The 23,485-nt window shown below is 44.2% G+C and carries 21 protein-coding genes; 11 read left to right on the top strand and 10 right to left on the bottom strand.

The window, feature by feature from the left end; all coding sequences use genetic code 11:
* Positions 1-2 precede the first annotated feature (2 nt).
* The 3 genes from PV783_RS16550 to xylA all read right to left on the bottom strand — a co-directional run bounded on the left by PV783_RS16550 (position 3) and on the right by xylA (position 7,026).
* Positions 3-3,140: a SusC/RagA family TonB-linked outer membrane protein gene (locus tag PV783_RS16550; protein ID WP_420988809.1), complete on the bottom strand. Its 3,138-nt coding sequence runs from the start codon at positions 3,138-3,140 to the stop codon at positions 3-5.
* A gap of 404 nt (positions 3,141-3,544) precedes the next feature.
* The gene (locus PV783_RS16545) at positions 3,545-5,518 is read right to left on the bottom strand and encodes a family 43 glycosylhydrolase (RefSeq protein ID WP_420988808.1); all 1,974 of its coding nucleotides are present in this window, start codon (positions 5,516-5,518) and stop codon (positions 3,545-3,547) included.
* Positions 5,519-5,697: 179 nt separating this feature from the next.
* Entirely contained in the window at positions 5,698-7,026 is a 1,329-nt protein-coding gene (gene xylA, locus PV783_RS16540) for a xylose isomerase (protein ID WP_079467844.1), read from the bottom strand.
* Between the two features lie 138 nt (positions 7,027-7,164).
* Here xylA and PV783_RS16535 point away from each other — a divergent pair, with 138 nt between their 5' ends.
* Positions 7,165-8,007, top strand: a complete 843-nt coding sequence (locus PV783_RS16535; protein WP_079467845.1) for an AraC family transcriptional regulator — start codon at positions 7,165-7,167, stop codon at positions 8,005-8,007.
* Between the two features lie 2 nt (positions 8,008-8,009).
* On the opposite strand, the gene PV783_RS16530 is transcribed toward PV783_RS16535, so the two are convergent.
* On the bottom strand, positions 8,010-8,234 hold the full coding sequence (locus PV783_RS16530; protein ID WP_111578576.1) for a hypothetical protein: 225 nt from the start codon (positions 8,232-8,234) through the stop codon (positions 8,010-8,012).
* A gap of 8 nt (positions 8,235-8,242) precedes the next feature.
* Positions 8,243-9,268, bottom strand: coding sequence for a hypothetical protein (locus PV783_RS16525; protein ID WP_420988807.1), 1,026 nt, complete (start codon positions 9,266-9,268; stop codon positions 8,243-8,245).
* Positions 9,269-9,506: 238 nt separating this feature from the next.
* Here PV783_RS16525 and PV783_RS16520 point away from each other — a divergent pair, with 238 nt between their 5' ends.
* Positions 9,507-10,586 (top strand): sensor histidine kinase, encoded by a 1,080-nt coding sequence (locus tag PV783_RS16520; protein ID WP_420988806.1) that lies wholly within the window; start codon positions 9,507-9,509, stop codon positions 10,584-10,586.
* Complete coding sequence (locus PV783_RS16515; RefSeq protein WP_420988805.1) at positions 10,583-11,308, top strand: LytR/AlgR family response regulator transcription factor; 726 nt, start codon at positions 10,583-10,585, stop codon at positions 11,306-11,308. The genes PV783_RS16520 and PV783_RS16515 overlap by 4 nt, the downstream gene beginning before the upstream one ends.
* Before the next feature lie 68 nt (positions 11,309-11,376).
* Here the strand turns inward: PV783_RS16515 and PV783_RS16510 are convergent, their stop codons facing one another.
* Positions 11,377-12,039 (bottom strand): family 16 glycoside hydrolase, encoded by a 663-nt coding sequence (locus PV783_RS16510; RefSeq protein WP_420988804.1) that lies wholly within the window; start codon positions 12,037-12,039, stop codon positions 11,377-11,379.
* A gap of 242 nt (positions 12,040-12,281) precedes the next feature.
* Between PV783_RS16510 and PV783_RS16505 the strand changes: the two genes are divergently transcribed.
* The 4 genes from PV783_RS16505 (at position 12,282) to PV783_RS16490 (ending at position 15,595) form a co-directional block, all read left to right on the top strand.
* A complete protein-coding gene (locus PV783_RS16505) occupies positions 12,282-12,752 on the top strand; it encodes a hypothetical protein (protein WP_420988803.1) in 471 nt (156 codons plus the stop codon).
* A 104-nt stretch (positions 12,753-12,856) separates the two neighbouring features.
* Positions 12,857-13,678: a hypothetical protein gene (locus tag PV783_RS16500; protein ID WP_420988802.1), complete on the top strand. Its 822-nt coding sequence runs from the start codon at positions 12,857-12,859 to the stop codon at positions 13,676-13,678.
* Between the two features lie 117 nt (positions 13,679-13,795).
* Complete coding sequence (locus tag PV783_RS16495; protein ID WP_420988801.1) at positions 13,796-14,197, top strand: nuclease A inhibitor family protein; 402 nt, start codon at positions 13,796-13,798, stop codon at positions 14,195-14,197.
* 30 nt (positions 14,198-14,227) lie between these two features.
* Positions 14,228-15,595, top strand: a complete 1,368-nt coding sequence (locus tag PV783_RS16490; RefSeq protein ID WP_420988800.1) for a DNA/RNA non-specific endonuclease — start codon at positions 14,228-14,230, stop codon at positions 15,593-15,595.
* A gap of 102 nt (positions 15,596-15,697) precedes the next feature.
* On the opposite strand, the gene PV783_RS16485 is transcribed toward PV783_RS16490, so the two are convergent.
* Positions 15,698-16,123 (bottom strand): lipocalin family protein, encoded by a 426-nt coding sequence (locus PV783_RS16485; RefSeq protein ID WP_420988799.1) that lies wholly within the window; start codon positions 16,121-16,123, stop codon positions 15,698-15,700.
* Positions 16,124-16,282: 159 nt separating this feature from the next.
* Between PV783_RS16485 and PV783_RS16480 the strand changes: the two genes are divergently transcribed.
* The 3 genes from PV783_RS16480 to PV783_RS16470 are packed head-to-tail and all read left to right on the top strand — an operon-like array spanning position 16,283 to position 18,257.
* Positions 16,283-17,104: a hypothetical protein gene (locus tag PV783_RS16480; RefSeq protein WP_111578584.1), complete on the top strand. Its 822-nt coding sequence runs from the start codon at positions 16,283-16,285 to the stop codon at positions 17,102-17,104.
* Between the two features lie 29 nt (positions 17,105-17,133).
* On the top strand, positions 17,134-17,667 hold the full coding sequence (locus tag PV783_RS16475) for an RNA polymerase sigma factor (protein ID WP_079467855.1): 534 nt from the start codon (positions 17,134-17,136) through the stop codon (positions 17,665-17,667).
* A complete protein-coding gene (locus tag PV783_RS16470) occupies positions 17,667-18,257 on the top strand; it encodes a hypothetical protein (protein ID WP_420988798.1) in 591 nt (196 codons plus the stop codon). The genes PV783_RS16475 and PV783_RS16470 overlap by 1 nt, the downstream gene beginning before the upstream one ends.
* A 245-nt stretch (positions 18,258-18,502) precedes the next feature.
* Here the strand turns inward: PV783_RS16470 and PV783_RS16465 are convergent, their stop codons facing one another.
* Entirely contained in the window at positions 18,503-19,258 is a 756-nt protein-coding gene (locus tag PV783_RS16465) for an SDR family oxidoreductase (protein WP_420988797.1), read from the bottom strand.
* A 70-nt stretch (positions 19,259-19,328) separates the two neighbouring features.
* Positions 19,329-19,709, bottom strand: a complete 381-nt coding sequence (locus tag PV783_RS16460; protein ID WP_420988796.1) for a helix-turn-helix domain-containing protein — start codon at positions 19,707-19,709, stop codon at positions 19,329-19,331.
* Between the two features lie 126 nt (positions 19,710-19,835).
* Between PV783_RS16460 and PV783_RS16455 the strand changes: the two genes are divergently transcribed.
* Positions 19,836-21,323 (top strand): hypothetical protein, encoded by a 1,488-nt coding sequence (locus PV783_RS16455; protein WP_420988795.1) that lies wholly within the window; start codon positions 19,836-19,838, stop codon positions 21,321-21,323.
* A gap of 55 nt (positions 21,324-21,378) precedes the next feature.
* On the opposite strand, the gene PV783_RS16450 is transcribed toward PV783_RS16455, so the two are convergent.
* Entirely contained in the window at positions 21,379-23,439 is a 2,061-nt protein-coding gene (locus PV783_RS16450) for a tetratricopeptide repeat-containing sensor histidine kinase (RefSeq protein ID WP_420988794.1), read from the bottom strand.
* Positions 23,440-23,485: the final 46 nt, after the last annotated feature.

Here is a 23,485-nt window from a genome sequence, read left to right as displayed (position 1 = left end):
GTTTAGAAAGTAAAATTGGCCCCGAGATTGTAACGCTTCACTGTAGGATAAGCTCCCTGTGATGCCCAGCCGGTACCTGCGAAATTTGATTCGCGGTCGTCCGGCATCTTGCTCCATGCCGCCAGGTTATTGCCGTTAAGATATATTCTCAGTGATTCAAGACCCGCCCGCTTTATAAATCCTTTATCGAGTGTGTAGGCGATTTCAGCATTCTTTAACCGCAGATAGGAACCATCGTACATATATTGGGTACCACGGTAATAACCTGCGGGCGTGGACAGCCAGCGTGGCATCGGTACATCTCCGTTGGTATTATTCTTCGACCAGTAACTGCCTTCGTTATAAACCGTGTGTCCCTGGGAACCCAAACTGTTGAATACCACCTGGCGGGTTACGTTATTCACGCCGTAGAATTGTACAAAAGCACTCAGCCCTTTCCAGTCCACGCCAAAGGTGGCGTTGTAGGTATTTGTGGGCCATCCGCTATGCCCATAGGGGATGTTATCCCTTGCATCGATCACGCCATCGCCGTTGTAATCAACGATGTAATAGTTGCCCGGTAGTTTCTGGTTGTCGTTGGTATTGTGCATGGTGCTGCCATAAAGCTCGTCCCATGTGTTGTAGTAGCCCTGGCTGACATAAGAATACGCCTGGCCAATCTGCATACCTTCTGATTTCTGATAAGCCGGCAGCAGTTCGGGGTTGTCGGCTTCGATGATTTTATTTTTGGTATGGGTCATGTTCAGGTCAGACCAAAGCCGGAGTTGTTTCCTGAGGGGATAGCTGAAGTGCAGTTCCAGCTCATATCCCCGCGACGTTACGCGGCCAAGATTAGCCACCGGAGGAGTGGTGCCGTAATAAGACGGAACAGACGACCTGTTGGCAAGCAATATTTTGGAACGTTTGTCTTCGAAGAAATCCACCTTACCTTTTATGAACCCTTTGAATAATTCAAAATCGGCTCCCACATTAATTTTCTCGGCCTGTTCCCATTGCACATTCGGGTTACCCACGGTAGATTCGCGGTACCAGTTGAACGGGCTTTGCTCAGCTCCTTCGCCGGTGGTACCCAACCGCGACCGCCCGCCATAAGCCCACTCGGTGAGGTATAAGAAACGACCCGCCACGTTATCGAAACCCGTTTGTCCGTATGAGGCGCGGAACTTCAACAGGTCCAGGAATTTTACGTTTTCCATGAAGTGCTCATTGGATAAGATCCAGTTCACACCACCTGAAGAAAAGAAGGCAAACCGGTAATCAGGTGCGAACTTTTCCGAACCGTTATAGGCGCCGTTATATTCGATCGTGTATTTATTCTTGTAGTTGTAGGTGGCACGGAATACCCAATCTTCGCGGTACGAGGGGATCATGCTGCCATTGGCCGTAACATTGCGGTTCAGCAGTCCCATGGCAGTTATATTATGGTCATCTGCAATCGTCTTTGCATAATTCAACTGCAGCTGGTAAAACAACCTCCGTTGATTATCCGTAACGGCGCCTGCTGCCGGCGACCACTTGATGCCTTCCTGGAAATCGAAATTGGTTACGCCATCGAAAGCGCTCTTGTAATATACATTTCCGGTGGCGGGGTCTATCCATTTGCGTTGTACGTCGTGGTAAAGGTCATTCACCCCCCTGTCGCTTTCAACGAAAGTATTATCCATTGAAACAGTGGCATTGAATTTCAATCCGTCCACGAGTTTATCCAGGTTCTGTTCCACCGTGAAGTCGGTGGTAATGCGTGTAGTGGTCTGGTATTGAATACCACCCACTGCGAGGCTCCTTGCCGAGTTTTCTGCGCGTCCTTCATTTGGCGCATAGTAGCCCCAGGAGCCATCCGCATATACCGGCAGGAATACATCCGGCGCTGTAGTATACGCGTCGATCCAGGAGCCGTATTGATTACCCGAAAATCCCCACGGACTTTTCCGCACGCCATATGATCCGGAGAGATTTACCTTAAAGAGTGTAGAGGGTGTTAATTGAAAATCCAGGTTGGAACGGACATTTAATCTTGTAAAACCGAAACCGGGTTTATACCCACGCCTGTTATCGTAAATTTTAAAAAGATCGGCTTCATGCAGAAAATCCGCACTGGTGAAATATTTTACAAAACGGGTTCCCCCGCTGATGTTCAGGTTTGCATTTTGTGACGTTGCATAATCCTTGAATAAGGTTTTTGCCCAGTCCACATTAGGATAACGTTCAGCCTCTTCCAGGTTGGCCGGGTTCCGGTATTTATCCAGAATAGCCTGCGGGTAAAAGTTGTTCCAGCTTTCGGGCTTTAATGCGAGTTCGTATTCTATGGCCTCATTAACAGTACGCAAAGCGTCGTACGAATCTGCCTTTCCAGGCAATTTAGAAGGCGCTTTCACAATATTATTTATGGTAGCGCGGATAGAAGCTTTGCCCAGCTTTCCTCTTTTAGTAGTGATGAGGATAACGCCGTTGGCGCCCCGCGAACCAAATACCGCTGTTGCCGAAGCATCTTTTAAAACCGTTACGGTTTCTACAGAACCGATATCGACACTGGACATTGGCCGCTCCACACCGTCTACCAGTATTAAAGGATTACTGTTATTCCAGGTGCTAAGTCCGCGGATGATCAGTTGAGGATCTTCTTCGCCGGGCAAACCGGTGCTTTGGGCCGTAATAAGACCGGGTACATTTCCGGTGAGTGCAGCGCCGATATTCGACACGCCACCGGCCCGTTCCAATGTTTTACCATTGGTTTGTGAAACGGCGGCCACAACGCTCTCCTTTTTCTGCCGGCCATAACCTACGATCACCACATCTTCCAGACCAAAAACATTGTCTTTCATGGTGACCGAAATATTTGACTGGTTACGGATGTTTACTTCCTGCGGTGTTTTTCCTATAAAACTGAAAATAAGCACGTGTTTATCGGCGGGAACGCGCAGGAGAAATTTCCCATCATTACCTGTGCTGGTACTGATCTTCGTTTCTTTTATCTGTACCGTTGTACCGGAAATGGGCGTCTTTTTTTCATCCAGCACCACTCCCTGTACCACCCGTGTATCCTGAGCCTGTAAGGAAGACCAGGGGAGTGTAGCGGACAGCATTACTGCTGTCACAACAAGCCATTTCCATGACTTTGGAGAAAGAATCATTTTAAACATGGAATTCAAAATATTTAATGTTAGGGCAATAAGGGGTTCTGACAGCCAATACAGAACTATCACACCGGCATACCCGGCGGGAACAATGAGATGTGATAAAAAGCAGGACCCCTAAAGTGATTTATCGGATGCTACCCATTAAGTGATGGAATTGAAAATGATTATAACGGGACGTGGTACCCCGGGGGACATTCAAATTTCATAAGTAATCATTTAGTGTTAAATTGACAATTTTTCATAACGGTATCGTTGTAGCCGTTCAGGTGGAGCTGAAACAAAAAACAACAGACGAATCTACAATAGCCCTGTTTATATGAATGGTACGAATCTCCAAAAGGATGGCAATAATGTCTAAATAACGTACAGATGTCGGTTAGCAACCAGTACGGTCCTTAAAATCGGGACTATTTTTTCCCCGTTCTTAACAAGCGGATACTCTTAATAAATATCTCCTGTGAGGCGCCTGCCGGGAACCTGATAAAGAGGTCATGCTGACCAGAAAGATCTTTATTCCGCAAAAGAGCCCGCCCGGAAAGTTGGCCGGGTTTAACCGGAACGCCGGCAATTTGTTTACCGTTCTCCAGGTCGTCAACCAGCACTTTCAGTTCACCACTTTTAGTAGCAGCAGCCGTTATCTCAATTGCCCGGGCTTCTCCGGCGGTACCGAAATCTACTCCTGATATCATCAGCCAGCCGCCGTGTGCCGAAAAATTAGTGACTACCCAATCATCCCCTCTCTTTACTTTATGTGTACCATATTGATTGCTGCTTCCAATGGCAGGCAAGGCGGAAAATCCATCTTTACAAACAAAAAAATCGAAATCAACCGGGCCATGTTCCGCAAACAAACCAATGCTGGTACCTACCCAACTGTTAAAATTAGGCTGGGCTTTATCCAAAGCCACGGCACTGAGAGGCGCGCCCACTGATGTCCAGTTTTTACCATCCGTACTGAAAAAGCCACTCAGCTGATGCTCCCACCTTTCCAGTTTAAGCCAAACGTTTCCTCCTTTATTATAAGGTAGCTCCCGCAACGCGGAGTTCAACTGAAAAACAATTCTCCCCTGCGTATAGTAAAGGCGGGCATATACAGTTTGGTTGCCATTGGTGAGGTAAATGCCGCCATTTGCTGCCTGCGCATCGGCGTCGAGACGGGTAAAGGCTGAATAGAAATGATCTGTTTCCTTTTGCAGGAGGTGGGTTCTCCCGCTGTCGGGAGACAAACGGATCCAACCTTTCCGGTGCGCCAGGGAATACTGTGCTGCTGCGGGTTTTGTCAGGAAATGCCACCAGGCTCCCAGGCTGTCTGTATCAAAATGATCGGTACGTACACTGCGCCAGGGAGTGTTATCGTTATCCAGTGCGGGCTTCACTACCGGTCCGCTAACCGGTGGCGCTCCCCAGGGACGGTCGCCCTCCCACAGTACCTGGTATAAAGAAGTTTGTCGTCCCATACCAGACCAATCATCCTGATCTCTTTTCTGATAACTCTGCCCGATTGTCCACCAGGTACCATCCGCCAGTTGAACGGGTGCTGAAATATGATTGGGACGGGCAAAAGTATTGTGCGGGTCAGGGCTTGGTTTGAAAAAATTGCCCAGCCGTTCCCACTTGGTGGAATCTGCCGTGAGGGCTGTTGCCCGCAAAACATACTGACCACCGGATACGTCGCCGGCCGGGAAGTAGTAGTAATATCCATTGCGTTTACACATTACGGGGCCTTCTGCCCAGCTGTATTGCAGGTTTGCATTCATCCAATCCAGGTTGATCACTGAATCCGTGAGCTGGCCGTCCTGCCCAAGCGCCTGCAGGCGGTTTACTTTCTGGCCATTTTTAATTACCATGTATGGCTTTCCGTCGTCATCTACAAAAATGGAGTTATCGTAGCCGAGTGGTCCGGTCTGAGGATTATCCTTCACCCGCACCGGGGCTGTCCACGGACCCTGTGGCGCAGCTGCTTTGGAAAACCATTGTCCGCCGGAAGAAAAATAGATCCAATAGGAGCCATAAAAATACGTGATGGCGCCCTGCCATACGCCGGCACCGGGGCGGTCCGCTACCATACCGGTATTTTCCGGCGGCAATACACGGCTGATCACTTTCCAATGTACCAGGTCTTTGGAATGATAAATGGGCAGGTAGGGATTGAAATGAAAAGAAGAGCCACAGTGATAGAAATCGTTTCCCACCTTTAGCAGGGTTGGATCGGGATGATCTCCTGGCAGAACAGGATTGATATAGGTATTCACTGCCGAATAAAAATGTGTGGAATCTGTTTCAGCGGGCGGCTTCCTGCCAGGGCCTCTTTGCTGGGCCAGCCCGTTTTGCATCGTCAGGCTAAAAAATAAAATAACAAAGACAATCGGTTTTAGTAACATTTCGTAAACGTGGTTTTTTGTAGCGGTAAGATAATTCCACGCTACTCCAACCGGCGGGTACAAATGTTGAAATGAAGGGTAAAAATGTTTTATCCGGCAGTCTGCCACTCATTTCTTACAAAAAAAACTCCGCCGGTTAAGTACCGGCGGAGTCAGGAATGTTTTTTTATAAAAACGCCTTACAGGTAATTATTGATGATATTTTCCAGGTACTCCTGTCTGCCGCTTCTTACCGCAGGTTCTCCCTGGGCGATAGCAAAGGCGCGCAGTTCTTCCAGGCCGGCCTTTCCTGATTCAAAGGCTTTTGCTGTATCAACGCTGAAAGAGGCATAACGTTCCTGACGGATTTTGCGGTAGTCGCTTTTCTCCAGGATTTCATCCGCAGTGATCAGGGCGCGGGCAAAGCTGTCCACCCCACCGATATGAGCGTAGAATATATCCGCAGGATCGGTAGAGTTTCTCCTGATCTTCGCATCGAAGTTGATGCCGCCACCTTTAAAGCCGCCGCCTTCGAGGATGATCAGCATGGCCTCAGTAAGCTCGTTGAGGTTGGTGGGGAACTGGTCGGTATCCCAGCCATTCTGGTAGTCGCCCCTGTTGGCGTCCATGCTTCCGAGCAAACCGGCGTCTATAGCTACCTGCAGCTCATGCTGGAAAGTATGGCCAGCCAGTGTTGCGTGGTTCACTTCGAGGTTGAGCTTAAAGTCGTTCAACAGGTCGTACTGACGAAGGAACCCGATCACCGTTTCTGCATCATAATCATATTGGTGTTTGGTAGGCTCGCAGGGCTTGGGTTCAATAAAGAATGTACCTGTAAAGCCATTTTTGCGGGCATAATCCCTTGATGCCTGCAGGAACCTTGCCAGGTGTTCCTTTTCCCGCTTCATATCTGTATTTAACAGGCTCATATATCCTTCACGGCCGCCCCAGAAAACATAGTTCTCTCCACCAAGTGCAATAGTGGCATCGAGCGCCGCTTTTACCTGGGCTGCTGCATGGCTTAATACGTGGAAGTCAGGATTGGTGGCCGCACCATTCATATAACGGCGGTGACTGAACAGGTTGGCGGTACCCCATAATAACTTAACGCCACTCTCCTCCTGTTTCTGTTTCAGGTACTGCGTAAGCGTTTGCAGGCGCTTTTCATTTTCCGCGATGTCGTTTGTGTAGTCAACCACATCTACATCATGGAAGCAGTAATAAGGAAGATTGAGTTTGGTAATCAGTTCAAAAGCGGCATCCGCTTTGTCTTTTGCGCGGGCAACAGGATCTGCGTTCTTATCCCATTCAAAGATGTGTGTTGCTTCGCCAAAGGGATCGGCGCCGGTTCCGTTAAAGGAGTGCCAGTAAGCAACAGCGAAGCGCAACCATTCTTTCATTGGTTTGCCAGCCACTACTTTGTTCTCATCATACCAGCGGTAAGCTAAAGGATTATCGGTACGTGGTCCTTCAAATTTAATGGCATCAATGCCTGCAAAAAATTCTTTCTTTCCAGTAATTATTTTCATATCCGTGTTTTAATAACGCAAATATGACGGGAATTTAAAGGGCTGGCAACCGTTATTTTTGAAAGAAAATATGCTATCTTATCAATAATTTGATAATTTTACCCATTTATATGATAAGATGGGTTATCTTAAGTCTGCATGAAAACGATTCTTCAGAAAATCACCAACGATTCCAGTCAGAGCTTTGCCTGCCGTATTTATGAAACGCCGCAGTTTGAAACCAACTGGCATAAGCATCCTGAATACGAATTGATCCTGATATTAAAAGGCAATGGAACCGCCATGATCGGCGACTATGTAAGCGACTACACGGTGAACGATGTATTCTTTATGGCTGGTAATCTTCCGCATTGGTTCAGAAAAAGTCATCCTAAAATGAAGGGGGCCGCCCTGGTTATACACTTCACCCGGGATTGCTGGGGAGATGGGCTGCTGCAAATGGCGGAAATGAAAACCATACAATCCCTGTTGCAAAAGAACAACGGTATACAGCTGGAACACGCCCTGAAAAAGGAGGTGTCGGAAAGCATGCAGCAGATACACCATGAAAAAGGCTTTGATAAACTGATCCTTTTACTGCAATGCCTGCATAGAATAGGTCATTCAACCCAATATAAAATACTGGCAGAAGATTTCACCGATACAGGCAATGTGCTCAACCCCGTCATCGAGAAAATTATTGATTTCTCTTTTAAACACTATCTCGAAAAAGTGACCCTTGAAGAAGTGGCTGCTATTGCAAACATGAGCGTGCCCAATTTTTGCAGGTTCTTCAAAAAAAATATCAAAAAAACATATTTCGATTTCCTGAGAGATCTGCGCATCAGTCATGCCTGTAAACTGCTTACTGCCACTACGCAGCCGATATTGGATATCTGTTATGAAAGTGGTTATAAAAGCTGGGCACACTTCAGTAAACAATTCAAAGAAGTAAAACAGCAAACGCCGAGTGAGTACCGGAGAACGTATTTGTACGAATGAATCTATTTATCAATATCCATAGGTAAATAAATACAGCAATGACCGTTTTCTTTAAGGCTGCTGATGATATCAGCTGCCTTAAAAAAAACGCCCTCCACCCTCATGATCTTGTCTTCATCTTCCAGATCAAAAGTTATCCTCAGGCATGGATACATCTGCAAGAGATCATTGATGATCTCTTTGGCTACATCTGCTGACTGAACATCTGTTTTGAAAACATTTACCATAAATGCAATTATTTCTTCTTCCCTATCAGGGAAAAAGGATTGAATGATACTCCTACGTTGAAATAAAAAGTTGGATCCGGGGTGGTTTTGAATACCGGTGAGCCGAATGAATCCTCCTTACGGAACATCCTTCCGGATGGGGTTATCCTCATCCCTGTTTTTGCAGTGAACACAAAATATTTTGCAATGAGATGTTCATAAGTTAACCCGGAGTTGATATCCAACTGCCTGTATTCATACTTTTGAGAGGTGCCATCTATATTGTACAGGTAAAAGGAGGTTCTATCCATCTCTGCCCCCAATGATACCCTGCCATTGGTGAATACGGGTTTTCTCAGGTAAACACTTCTGGGGAGAACAACATCTGCGATCAGCCCGTTATTAAATTTATGCTCATAGGAGAAAGTTGGTACGATGGGACTTTGGGCACTCGGATCAATACTAATGAGTATGCCCGCCGTCATCTTTGTGCGTTGATTGGCTTTCAGGATCATTGTACCTGTCGCCATTCCTTTCACCCTTTCAAGATACTTCTCACTCCCATCTACCAAAATACTGGAAGTATAGATGGTGCGTTTATTAAATAAAGTTGAAAAAAAAGTAAAGTTGACAGATGAAAAAAGATAATGAAAATCGCCGTCAACAGTTTTGACTGTTCCTCCAACAGAGGGTACTAAACCAGCTTCCGCAGTGGTATACCTGTAGCCCACAGTAGCACCCAATAGCCAGTTTTTTCTTTTTATAAAGTTGATATTGGCGCTCACTTTAGCCTGCGAGAAACTGTTAATCTTACTATCCGGCAACGACTTCCCTCCTCTTTCCGAAGAAAAGTTATACGGAGCAACATGGGTAAATTCTATATTGAAGGGCCGTGTAATGGCGAATTTGTCGGCCGCATAGGCCACTACCCGTTTGGATATATTCACGCTATCCTTAGCAGCGCCGGGAATACTGTCCCGCGTCTGTGAAAAACTTTCTGCCGATAAAGTCAGCAAACCTAATACTAATGGTACTGCATTTTTCAAAACATCCATCTTCTTTATTTTATACTTTTAATTATAGACCAGGGAAAAAATTATTGTTGGCGAAGTGGAACAAAGAAAGGATTAATACCATAGCAGTTTTCCCTTTTTATACCAAGCCGGTTACATTTTATATTAAATCCTTTCGCGCCGGAATTTGGTATAAGAACAAGGGTGGTTTGTATAATATCCGGTAACTGCCGGATATATCGTTTTATCTTTGTGCAGGTTTAAGAAACCCTGGAATATCATGAAACACGAACACCCGGAGTTAAAGGAAAGGAAGATTATACAGCTGATCGTTGACGACCGGTACAAGTTTTTACGTCATGCGGTGTTGTTACTTGGATCTCTGGCTATCATTTACAATACCAACCCGGTTTTACAATACTCCGGAACCTACAGGTATTTCAAGTTGTTCTGCGTGTACGGAGCGCTGATAACGATGTGCTACATCAACATGAATGTACTGGTGCCCAGGTTTTTCTTCAAGGGTTGGTACATAAGCTACCTGGCACTCCTGGTTTTACTGGTATTGGTGTTTATGGTACTGATGTTCGTATTATTAAATATGTTTTCCTCGTATGCACAATTGCCGCCGAACTTGTATGCCCCTGCCAATAAAATGGGATTCTATGAAGGAACAATCCTCTTAACACCGATTATCCTGGTCACTACTATGATCAAGCTGTTCCAGCGGTGGATGAGGGACAATGAAAGAATTACGGAGCTAAGGAATATCACCCTGACTATGGAACTAAACGAATTGCGGAACCAGATCAATCCGCATTTCCTGTTTAACATGCTCAATGGAATCAGGGCGCTTATGCGCAGCGATCCGGAGAAAGCAGATATTGTTATTATGAAACTATCCGAATTTCTTCGCTACCAGCTTTATGAGAATAATGAGGAAAAAACACTGCTGAGGTCCGAGATCAATTTCCTGTCCAATTTCCTTGATCTGGAAAAAATCAGAAGAGATAACCTGTCGGTCAGTATCGAAAATCATACGGCTGCTTCAGCCCTGAACCATATCTTTTTACCACCTAACCTTTTCACTACCTTTGTTGAAAATGCTATAAAGCACAGTGTAAACATAAACGGGGCGGAATCCTACATCAGGATTGGCATAACCGTTAGCGATGATAAACTTTACTTCCAATGTGCTAATTCGACAGACCCCGGATATATACCCTCCGATGAAAAAAACAGTGGATTAGGCTTAGCAAACATAAAAAGACGGCTTGAACTTTTATATGGCGATAATTGTGATCTTGAGATTACTTCTTCAGAAAATGAATATAATGTAAAACTAACAATACCGTTATGAACTGTATCATTGTAGATGATGAACCACTGGCAAGAGAACAAATGCAGGCATTGATCAAAGAAGTATCCCGGCTGGAGATATTGGGAAAATTCGCCAATGCCCTCACTGCCCTGGACTTCTTAAAAGAAAATGAGGTAGATCTTATTTTCCTCGATATTGAAATGCCGATGGTAACGGGATTGCAGTTTGCCGCACAACTGCCCAGGCAAACGCTTACCATTTTCACAACAGCTTATCCGCAATACGCATTAAAGAGTTACGAGCTGGATGCCATCGACTACCTCCTTAAACCCATAGAAAAATCGAGGCTGGGGAAAGCAATCAATAAAGCGGAGGTATATAGAAAATTGCTTTCAGATGATACCGAAAAGAGTATTATTGAGTCCAATACAGTTGACTTCTTACTGATTAAATCAGAGCGGAAATTCCATAGGATCAATTTTGCCGATATCAGGTTTATAGAGGGGCTGAAGGATTATGTGGTCATGTATGTCGGTAACCAAAAGCTTATTACTGCCATGAATTTAAAAACCATTCACCAGAAGCTGCCCCAGCACCTTTTCCTGCGGGTCAGCAAGTCCTATGTGGTGAATACAAAATATATAGATTCCTTTGATCACCGCAATATTTACCTCAGCGAATTTGAGATCCCCCTCGGCGAGGTGTATAAAAAGGATTTCTTTTCGATTTTTTCAGGTGGCTCGCTCAATCCGGAAGAGTGAGCTGTTTATACTGAGAACCTTTTTAAACGGTGAATACTACAAGATCAATAAAGCAACTGTGTTGCCCTTTATTCTTTAACAATTTTGAGGTCTTTAAAGTATCCCTCTGTGCCCACATCCACCCATAAACCAATACCACCTGATGCATCTGGTCCATGTTTCAGGTCGCTGACAATGAGGGATGGTTGTTTGTTTCCATTCAGAAAAAGCTTCGCCTGGTTTTCTTTTACCACTATTTTCATGGTGATCCATTCATTGAGGTCCATGTCGGCATATGACTCATAAACGCCTGGCGATTCGTTACGAAGGCGGTCATACGTATAATTGGGGTAAGAAAAATACTGTATGGCATGATTCCTCCTTAACTGATCCTCCGCTCGTCCATTAGTGGGCCGTATGTAGATAGCTTCAAACTTATTATTTTCCGGGTTAATTCTAAAGGCAATGCCAATAAAGCCACGCGAAGTCTTCGGGGCGTCTTTCAAAAGTTTGCTGAGCACTTTTACGGTGATCGTTCCGTTCCTGAAATCGCTGTTTTTTACTTTTGCAAAAGTAGGCTCGTCAGCGTCTTTTACAGAAGAGTCTTTGATAACCTTTACGCCGGTTTTTTCTATTGACATTTGTACACTTACGGCCTCCAATGTGTTTACATTCAATGTTGCCGTCTGTCCGCGGGCGTTCCCGGACATAAGCAGTATACCACTTGCAAGTAATGAGAAGATGTATTTCATTTCGTTAGTATTAATTTAGAAGAAAGACGGCCACTGCGATGTTATTCTTTCGCACAAGAACCTGTATATCCGGTATTGTACCAATAAACAATCTTAAGAAATAAATTTAAACTATATTAAGATTATTTTTTAAGATTTTATGATGTTTTAAATTTTCCATGGTTTTCACTTAAAACCGGACCATCAATCACGGAATGGTTTTTTATATTTGTATTTTTCGTAGTCTTCCTATTCACTCATTCATGAAACATTCATTCATCCTTACATTGTCGATAATCCTTTGCCTGACTGCTCTTACCGGTAAGAGCCAGACAACATGGAAAACATTTAACCATAAAAACGGCTTTACAATACAATTACCCGATTATTTCAAAGAAGGTCTGCTGGTAGCTGGCGGTACGCTACAGTGGTACACAACAGACATAGACCACGAAATTTCAGTTACTGTTGAAATGTGGGGCAATGGCACACAAAAAGAACTGCAATCTTATTATGACAATGATCTGAAATCGGACAAACGCGTCGTTTATAAGACGATAAAACCTATGTGGTATGTGATCAGCGGCCACGAAATGGATGGCATCCCATATATCTTCTATCACAAAAGTATTATCAGGAGTGGCTTACTATATCACCTGCGAATCAGGTATCCGGAAAATGAAAAGCTGCTGTTTGATAAAATACTGGGGAAAATATCTGCTTCTTTCAAATAGAAATCTCCAATATCCCCACAGATAGGAAAAAGGGGGTAATATATAGTTACAACTCATCAATATCCGTTGAAGGTTTTATTTATACAGCGATATTTTTGTGTCTATTGTTAACTAACCTGCTATTTATGAAACCTCGTATTTTATTATACGCTATTTTGTTACTTTGCTATCATCACAGTGTTTTTGGGCAAAAAGCATATAACTTCGGAGAGGGTATCATAAAAATCGCACATTATTTTGCAATGGAGAGGAACCTACTTCATCCGGATACTGCAAACAACTTGTTTACAAACTACACCTATTACATCAAAGGCTCCAAAGTATTAAGAAGAGAAGGTACTTCATCCTCTCCTACAAATAGCGACAAGAAAATAACCAGGCAAGGTGATACCGTATTTAAAACGACTCTCACCGCGAAGATGGTAATACCGGAGTACCTGCTGGATTTTCATCAAAATAAGGCATATACCTTTTATACAAAGAAAGATCAGCCGATGATATCTGTAAGCCCGATCAGGGATCTGCGATATGATTTATTTTTCAAGGCTTCTTTATCTTCCAGCAGGAATAATAATTGCATCCTGGAAGCTATTCCAAATCAAAATGGAGATACCTGTGCCATCAATTATGGCTATGGCATTGTGGGCAAAGATTCTGTATTCTTTCAGTTTAGTACAAAACAATACCCGGTTGAATCTCCATTAACCTATTTTTTCCCGGCGGGCACCAGCCCTTTCATTACTTTATTGTGGGCGCCGACACCTGGCACGGGAAAAGATGGTAAGCCATTCAGTGGATTCTCTGTGCTTGTTGTTAAGGATGTCATCGATGTAAAGTTGCCTGACTCCTTATTCACGATTCCTTCTAATGCTATTTTGAAAGAAAATGTTTCTATGATGGAAATGTATGACCCCAATATCCCTTAACAGCTGAACACTTTATTGCTGAGCCCCTTTACCATCACGGCATACCTTTATTATTAACGTATTATTATCATTGCCCTCATGATAAAAATATGCAGAGATAATTTCTAATTTCATTCCATGGAAAACATTGCTTTGTTAAAACAGCTAACCGATAAAACAGCCGGCATTTTATACTTTAGTGAGTCGGAGTATCCGCTAACCATTGAGCAGTGGGGCGTTTTACCACCTGCTAAAGTGCATGGTAAAATAGCGGCATTGCACCATGTTTCACCGGATGCTCTGAAGTCCGTGGAAGAAGAAGCATTTTTTAGCCATATCACCACTGCCGCTGATCCAAATGACGCACCGATTGTTGCCAACGCACAAAAGTTTAAAGCACTCCGGCAATTCCTCCGGGAAAACCTTACGAATATCCAGATAACCCGTGTAGAAGCAGGAGCCAGTATTCCTGTTTATATCACCGGACACCAGGCAGACGGCACCTGCATAGCATTGACTACAACAGCGATAGAATCCTAAGCAATCCGATAATCCATAAAAACCTGCATTATGAAACCCTTCATCAGGCATATCCTTGTTATATGCTTTGGCGGTGTATTGTTCACTTCCTGTAAAAAGGAAGCAACTATCCAACCCCAGGAAACCCTCCCTTCACAACGTAAGGCGACCACAGAACTGACTACCCTGCTGACAGAAAATTTCGAATCCGGCAGTAAAACGGCGTATGCAAGTGGTACGGTAACCTTGTCCAGCGGCTCCTGGACACTGGATGATGCCCTGATTGGCACACTGTCGGCCGATCTGAAAAATGGTACCAAATCAGTACGTATCAGGAACACCGGTACATTAACGACCAACTTTAATATCGCCGGCGGAACAGGTACCGTTACCGTTACGGTTCATCATGGCAGCTATGGGTCGGATGGTAGCAGCGACTGGCAGTTATGGACTTCCGGTGATAATGGCGGAAGCTGGCAACAGCAGGGCAGCAACATTACTACTTCCGGTAACCTGCAGGCAGCTACTTTTACTTTTACTTTTACCGCTGGCGCCAGTCTGCGGATCAGCATCCGGAAAGTTTCCGGTGGCTCAAACAGGATTAACATCGATGATATTTCCATTATGACCGGCGATGGCAGCAGCAATCCGCCTCCTGCAGCGGGAGACAACGACAATATGTTACTGGGCAACCCAAGCAACGCGCTGGCAGATATCTCTTCAGAAAATAATTACCTGATGGTAAAAACTTACTATGCGCTATCATATAGCCGTAGCCGTGGTACCCCCAATTGGGTAAGCTGGCACATACAATCATCCGATCTGGGCTCCGTTTCCCGCAGCGATGATTTCAGGGCAGACAACACGTTGCCCGCCGGATGGTACCAGGTACAAAACAGCAGCTACAGCGGCTCAGGATTTGACCGTGGCCACAACTGCCCTTCCGGTGACAGGACATCCACCACCGAAGCCAACTCCGCGACCTTCCTCATGACGAATATGATGCCGCAGGCGCCTAATAACAACCAGCAGACATGGGCTAACCTGGAAAACTATACCCGCAGCCTTGTTAACGCCGGCAATGAGGTATACGTGATCGATGGTAATTATGGCCAGGGCGGCACCGGCTCCCTGGGCGGTGTTACCAATACCATCAACAACGGGAATGTAACAGTTCCGGCCAATATCTGGAAGGTTATAGTGGTACTGCCTGCAGGCAACAATGACCTGAGCAGGATTAACGGGGCAACCCGGGTGATTGCGGTGAATACACCCAACACCAACAGTATTAACTCCGACTGGACCCAGTACAGGACAACCGTACGTGATATTGAAAATGCCACTGGTTACAACCTGTTATCAAGTCTGCGCGTAAGCTTACAGGATAGCCTGGAAACGAAGATCGATAACCAGCAATAAAAATATTAGCCCTCCATATCAATTACTCATAAACCAGCCTGGCCTGGAAGGTTTATGGGTAATTGATACTCTCTGGCGGTAAAACTGTGTATCAGGTCACTGCTATTGCTTTACCATTGTAAATGTCAGTTTATCGCCCGCCACAATTGAATTTTCCGTATAATAAACCAGTGTTTTACAATCATAACTGGCCACCGTACCATTTAAAGTACCATCGCTGGTTAGTGTATTCCCCTTCATCTGCCAGGCGCCGTGTTTACTTTCCGCCGGGGTGCAAACGGTGCCTGCGTCGTTGTATTCGTACGTACCATCGCTTTTTAAAGTGATAATATCGTCTTTTTCACAGGCGTCCATAGATGCCAGGTAGTCGACAGGCGCCGCAGCCGCACTTGCCTGGTACTTCAATGCCGTCAGTTTATAGGTTCCCGATAACCCCGTCATACTTATACTGCACCCAGGTGCGTTACTTTCTTCTTTCTGACAGGAAAGGATACAGCTTGTGGCGATGGCCACTAAAAACCATTTCATAGTAATTATTTTCATTTATTTTGTTTATTGATAGTACCTCTTTCCCCTTCCTGATGGTTGGCTAAAGTGAAAAAAATATTTTTTTTGATGACTACCCAACCATTGCGGCAAAAAAGAGGGTACTGTTAATGGAATTATCCCGGATGTTAAAAGAAACAAATGAAAAACACTGTATTAATAATAGCTGCGGCCTGTTTAACCAGTTGTACTTCCATCAGGCTGACTATCCCGGACGCCTTCAGACAACAGGCTACTATGCAGCATGTGAAAGGCGCAAGAGGGAATAAAATGTCGTTCGATCATTTTATGACTTCCAGAATAAAAAGAGGCATTCATTTAAGTTATCCCGGGTGGGGCGGACGAGGTTTCTTCCTGGAAAATCTATTATGGAATAAAATTGGTATCCAGAAAAGCGAAAGTGTAACAAAGGAAAAGGCAAAATTCAGTTATACCTTGTCCGATGGGAACCATAGCGTAGAAGTATATGCAGATGAAAAAGAAGTAACAAAAAAGCTCGAATATGAAGTTATTAATGGCCAGGGGCCCTTCAGCGGTTTCGAGCAACTCCAGCAGTATAAATATGTATTTTCAGCGCTCATCGGCGTTGATACCACACAGGAGAGTAAAAACTGGGAATTACTGATGACAAACATCTATGACAGGAAAGCAGAAAATGATAAAAACCCGTTTACTTATATCAGGCAGGAAGATAATGGACTGGCCACAAACGGTATTGATACTATTTTTATCAAACCATTGAGCATCAAAAATACGGCCCTCCCCGATGGCAAAACCGGCAAGCTGCCGTTTAAACTGCTGTCAGGTTATGAACTAAGTACCAGCGACGGCGTGGTAGCCATTATTGATATGATCGACCGCAATATCTGGTTCTACAATGAGCTGGATGCTACCGGAAAATTAAATATCAGTGCCATTGCAACCGCTATTCTGGCAAGGAAAGTACACGATGCAAAGTGGTAATCCGTTGGTGAACCTGATAATATAATCCGCTGGAACAGGAATTAAACAATATCATTATTGAGTGCCGCAATGGAACAAGAAAGGCACAAGAGCAACTATACCGGCTGCTTTATGGATTTGCCATGACTATTGCCATGCGTTACGCCATAGATGAACACGAGGCTGCTGACATCCTGGGACACGCATTTGTAAAAATGTTCCGGAGCATACAAACTTTTGACGCTACGAAAGGAAATTTTCACGGTTGGTTGAAAAAGATCATCATCAATGAATCATTAGACCATATAAAACAAAGGAGCCGTTTCACCAGCCTGCAACTGGATGCTGCAGAAGAGCCAATTATTAATAATGATATCATTGAGAAAACGGATGCAGCCGCCATACTGCAGCTGGTAAAGCAGTTGCCGCCAGCTACCCACGCCGTGTTTGTCTTATATGCTATCGATGGCTACACCCATAAAGAAATCGCCGGGCAATTAAACATCAGCGAAGGTACCAGCAAATGGCATTTAAGTGAAGCGAGGAAAATTCTTCAACAGAAACTAGCAGCAATCAGAACTTAGTGAATACAAACACTCCATATGAGCAGTTAATAGCAACAAAGCTGAACCAGGTTCCTGTGCCGGATATGGCAGACAGTATCTGGGCCAGCATTGAAATGCAGCTGGATGCGGTTACTGAAGTACCGGATAAAAAAACTACGCCTAAATTTAAAGGAAAAAGCTGGTATGGTTTTGCCGGATTAACAGTAGCCGTTACAGCGCTCTGGTGGTATTCCAGCTATACAAATCATACACAGAAAATTGTAACGCCACAAAAGGATTCATCTGTAACGGAAATGCCCTCCCCTGCTAAAAACATCCCCATATGGATTGACAGTCCCGAAAAGAAAATCATACCGGTTATGCCGGCGCCGGTAAAAACAGATAGTATATCACTGGAAGAAACACCCGGAAACCATACCAACATGGATTCGGTGGCGGAGCGAATATTTCCGCTGATTAAACTGGACTCCTCATCTCATAACAACGCCAACCCGCTTGTTGATTCCATATCTATCCCGCCGTCCGTAAAAAAAGCCAAAGGCGTAAAAGGTATCAGCAGTGATGATTACAAAATATCAGCGGAAAAAGATGCTGGCAGGAAATATTAAAGATGGTACTCACATAAACCTTTCCGGATGTCTGCAACGTCATCAGGGCTGCAACTACGACCTCCCTCTATCTCAAGACTAATGAATATTCAGATGCAGAGAGGTAATTTATTTCAAAAGTAGCCATCCATTCTCTCACAAAGGGTTACTCCGGGAACTTGAATAAATTACATCAACATCCCTGTAATAAAAAAAGGCAACAGAAGACTCAAGCTCCTATTGCCCTTAACCCCTTACCTACTCTACTAACGCGTCGTATATCCTCCATTGGCAAAAATGGTTTGCCCGGTAATCCACCAGCCATCTGTAACTAAAAACTCAACCAGCGGAGCGATATCTTTGATATCCGTAAGTCCGCCCAATGCGGAAGCCGCTTTATGATAAGCCACTGCCTCTGTGCTTTCCTGCCCGTAAAAAAACGGGGTATCCATTGGTCCGGGTGCTACAGCCGATACCGAAATACCACGAACACCAAACTCTTTGGATGCGGCACGGGTAAAGTCTTCTACCGGCGCTTTCATTCCGGCATAAGTAGAATAGTACCCGGTAAATGCCGCCAGCAGAGAGGTAACGATGGTACATATCTTACCATTACCATTCAATTTTTTTCCGGCTTCCTGAATAAAGAAATATGCTACTTTGGAGTTAATGTCCGACATACTGTCGTACTCCGCTTCGGTGGTGTCTACATACGGCTTCTTCAAAACCTTACCAACGGTGTTGATGGCAATGTCTATTCCGCCAAATTTATCAATGGCTTCATCAAAGAATTTAGCGATATTATTTACATCAGTGAGGTCAGCCTGAAACAGGAATGCTTCAGCTCCTAAAGCTTCTACATCGGCCAGTGTTTTTTCTGCATCAGCTTTTGTATTTCCACTGTTGTAGTGGATCGCCAGTTTTGCTCCTTTCGCTGCAAAATTACGGCTTAATAGTCCTCCCAGGTTTTTCGCTCCACCCGCGATTAAAACCACTTTTCCATTTAAATCGTTTCTTGCCATATTAATTGTTTTAATTACGGCAAAGGTCTGTATGCTAAATAGGTTTATCGTGGTGAACTTTTCGGAAGTTTCAACCTGGCAGATTATTTTTCCGCCATTGATCCGGGGTTAACCGTACATATTTTTTGAAGAATTTTGAGAAATTGGAAGGGTCGTAAGTCAGGGTCATAGCAATATGTGCAATAGAAGCGTCTGTTTCCTGCAAAAGTTGTTTGGCCTTTTCTATAATTTTCTGATCATAGAAATGACAGGGATGAGCGCCCATTGTTTGCTTGATGGTATCGGTCAGGTGCTTGTGTGAAACGCATAATTCAGAAGCTATTTCATTCAGCTCCATCATTTCTGTCACTCTCCCCTGTACCAGGTCATCAATGTGCTTGTCTAAAAACACAAAGTACTGACTGGTTATTTCCTCACTCCTTTTTATCCGATTATTACCAGTATCAGCCATTATTACTTTTTTACAAATTTAATATCTAAAGATTAGATATCCATACCAAACATTTTTTGGGTAATCGCAACTATTAAACTAGTTTAGGTCAATAGTTCATCGGCGATACTTAATAGTTTGACAGTTATGAAAAAACATCTGGTTATTTTACTTGGCATACTTTCCTTGTCTTCAGTGGTCGCTGCACAGCAACCTAAAACGGCTCCCACCCAGTCTCTTTCTATAAAAGACCTGGAGAATGCTTTCTATGCCGGTGAGAAGGTAAAAGAATACCTGGTAAAAAAGGGATTTAAAACAGATCGCATCCTGAACAACAATGATTACGACGAAGACACTGTCGTAACCAGCAACGGGAAAGGTGATAAGATCCTCCTGGTTTATTATTACGGTCGTGTTACTATGTTACTTTTCCAAACTAATGCTCTATCAACAGCCAAAAAAATGTTGAGCAGTGCGCCGCCCCGTTATCAGTTGACCGACAGCGTAGAACTGGCGAAGGGTCCTGATGCCAAAACATTCTTCCAGAAAAGATATGCTTACCTGGAAAAACGGAATACGCCAACATCTCTTACTCCTCCGCCACCTTATCCGGATGCAAGGTTTGTTTTTTGTTTTACCAACCCGTCTGAAGGAAATGAAAAAAAACAGTACACTATTCATTTCTGGCAAACAAAAACAACAGTAAACACAGGCGACATAGTAGAAATGTCGAATCAGCAGACCCGGCCACCGGAGATCAGCTCCTATGAGTATGACCGTTTCCAGATCGATTCACTTAAAGTGGACCGGTATTTACATCCCACCAAAATCAATCCCGTTGCTCCCGGTGTACCCGGCCAGATGAACGAATTCATTCTTCAACATATCTTTAATGATCATTACCTGCCGCTTCAATTCCTGGATTACTCCGGGGTGCAATCAATTTTCATAAGCCCCAACAATGAAAAACAACGTTCATTGGAATATCAATTTAATACTGCCGGGCAACTGACGGCTGTTCTGTTAAAAAGGCAGCAACCTTCCACTGAAAGAGATTGGGAACAGTATATTCCTTTCGATGCAGAGGCGTATTCACTGGTTACCATCGATAACAAACCCGCAGATTTTGGTTTTGATACCCGGATGCATGCTATAACATACGAACAAACCATTCCTGTTAAAGCCGGCAATGTTTCCCTGGATTATAACATGGACACTGTTATCGCATACAGCCCCAACTGGTTAAGGGTTTATAAAATGCTCAACAAAACCTTTTTCCTGATTGAAGAATACCATCTTTCACCCGAAAGTTACCGGAACAAAAAATTAAATACGGGACATAAATTTACACTGGAAGAAAAAGACGGAAATGTATATTATTCTTGCTATCAGACTGAAAAAGACCGCGTCCTGTTTAAACGCCGCTATTCCAACACCAAATGGGAGCTGCCCTTAACCATCTTTGATTATGATGCCAATCGTGCGGACTACAACCGTTTATTTGAAAGCTACCAACAAAAAGAGCCGGGGCAGATTGTAAAAGAAACCAGGCAAAACGGAACTTATACTTATACCATCGGGCAGTCTCATTTGAAAGAGTTGACGGATTGTAAGGTGATGTATAGAGCGTATTAGGGTTCATGGCTGGTAAAACCGCTAACGCCCTGCAATTAACACTGTAGGGCTTTTTTTATCTTCTTTTCGGTAGCTCCACATAAAAAGTGGTACCATCACCGGCGTTACTTTCAAACCAGATCTTACCTTCATGCGCTTCTACAATCTGCCGGGAAATAGCCAATCCTAAACCAAAAGACTGCTCTCCCGAAGTACCCTGTCTCTTGGCATCTGTAAACATACTAAAAACCCTGTTCCTTAAATTCTCGGGTATTCCTATGCCATGATCGGCTACGCTGATCTGAACAGTATCTTGCTTGTCGACCAGGGCTACATTAATTACAGATCCTTCGGGGCTGAATTTCATTGCATTTACAACAATATTGCTGATCACCCTCCAGATCTTTTCCCGGTTTATAGGAATCACTATTTCTTCGGTATGCAATGTGATCATTTGGTTCTTCTCACTTGACTTGAACTTTAACAGGTCAATACAATAACGAAGCAGAGTGTGTATTTCAACAGGCTCTTTTGTTAAACCTTCTGCGGTGATATTCATATTCAGCAGGTCGGCTATCATGTCCAGGGAATGAAGACTGGAAGTTTTCATCAGCCCAAGCATTTCCCTGTCTGCTGGCTGCAACTCTTCATTTTCAAGTAGCAGCGTGGCGATGCTGACGGCGGCAGCTATTGGATTTCTCAGGTCGTGTGCAACGATCTTCATGATACGGGTATTCTCCTGCTGACTTTGTTCCAGCGATCCAAGCGCCATTTGTAATTGTTCATTTTTCTGGGCCAGCTTATTGTTGAGCTCTTTGGAACGTCTCAGGCTATACCATACCCCTGCGAGGATAACAACCACCATGATAGAAAAAACCACAAACCCGGTCAGATAGCCGGTTTTCAGCTCATTATCTTTTTTTAACAGGGCCAGTTTATATTGCTGCTCCGTGTCTTTGAAGATAGCATCCATGTCAATATCCCTTAACCCGGCACTGACCTTGCTAACAGAGTCCTGCGCCCTTTGATATTTCTTTATAAATGGATAGGCCAGTTGATACTGCCCGGTTTTATCAAAATAATTCCATTTTACTTTATACCATCTCTGGCGAAGATTTTCATTTGTCGGGTTGTTCCCCTCTTTGCCCAGGTATGCTTCCAGCTGATCCAGTAGTTCGCCCGCCTCTTTGAAGCGTCCCTGCCTCACATAAAGCCCTGCCAGCTTCAGCTTTGCCGTTTGGGCATCCTGGAAATCATGATCCGGGCTACTGTTAACGGTGATACTCTCTTTTAAATAGTGTTCCGCTTCCTTGTCCTGGTGCTGTTCTGCATAAACACCACCAAGGTTGCCATACATCACCCCACGGGAGGTTTCAATAAAGTTTTTTCTCTCAGGATATTTATGGGCATTCTGGTCAATAAATGCCAGTCCTTTTTGATAATAATAAACCGCACTATCAGGCATGCCCGCCAGTTCATACGCCAGTGCAATAGCGGTTAATGTGCTTTGCCGGAATGAGAAGTACTTATTGAACCTGTCACCGGTCTTACAGGTCGCATTTTCACTAAGCGCCTGTTTCAGATAGGGAATGGCTTTTAAATATTGTCCCTGGCTATACCTGACCAGCCCCAGCTTACTCGTAAATTCAAAATAACTGCAGCTGTCCAGGTGCTGATGCGCGAAGGTTCTCCCGTCATAATAGTATTTAAAAGCCTCTGCATATCTTCTTTCTGCCAACAACACATGGCCTTTGGTGAAAATGGCATTGGCATATTCGGTTTTATATCTTTCTTCATTACCCTTCAAGATAAAAGTCATGCTATCTGCATTTAACCGGGCTTTTTTCAGGTTAAAATCATAGTTCAGATAGAAATTGACCTTATGGTTATACTTCTCCCACTGATCAATTGGCCCGGGCGCAGGAATTTGCTGAAAAGCAGCGTCAAGGTAATGGATCGACTCCTGGACTTTCCCCACGTTTAACAGGTCATTTGTGCTGTCGAGAATGGCCTCCACCAGTTTTGGATGATCCGGGACTTCCCGGGCAGGCTCCTCCCTGCAGGAACTCAGCCAGCAGATAACCAGGACCGACACCTGCAGCAACAGGGAATAACAACCGGTGGTTTTTACGGACATGGGACGATTTAAAGGGTGATGCTTCCTACAATTTAACAAATTGACA

Source organism: Chitinophaga sp. CC14 (assembly GCF_048957795.1).
GTDB lineage: Bacteria > Bacteroidota > Bacteroidia > Chitinophagales > Chitinophagaceae > Chitinophaga > Chitinophaga ginsengisegetis.
The sequence above is the reverse complement of the archived record's forward strand: the minus strand, read 5'-3'. Positions and strand labels throughout refer to the sequence as shown.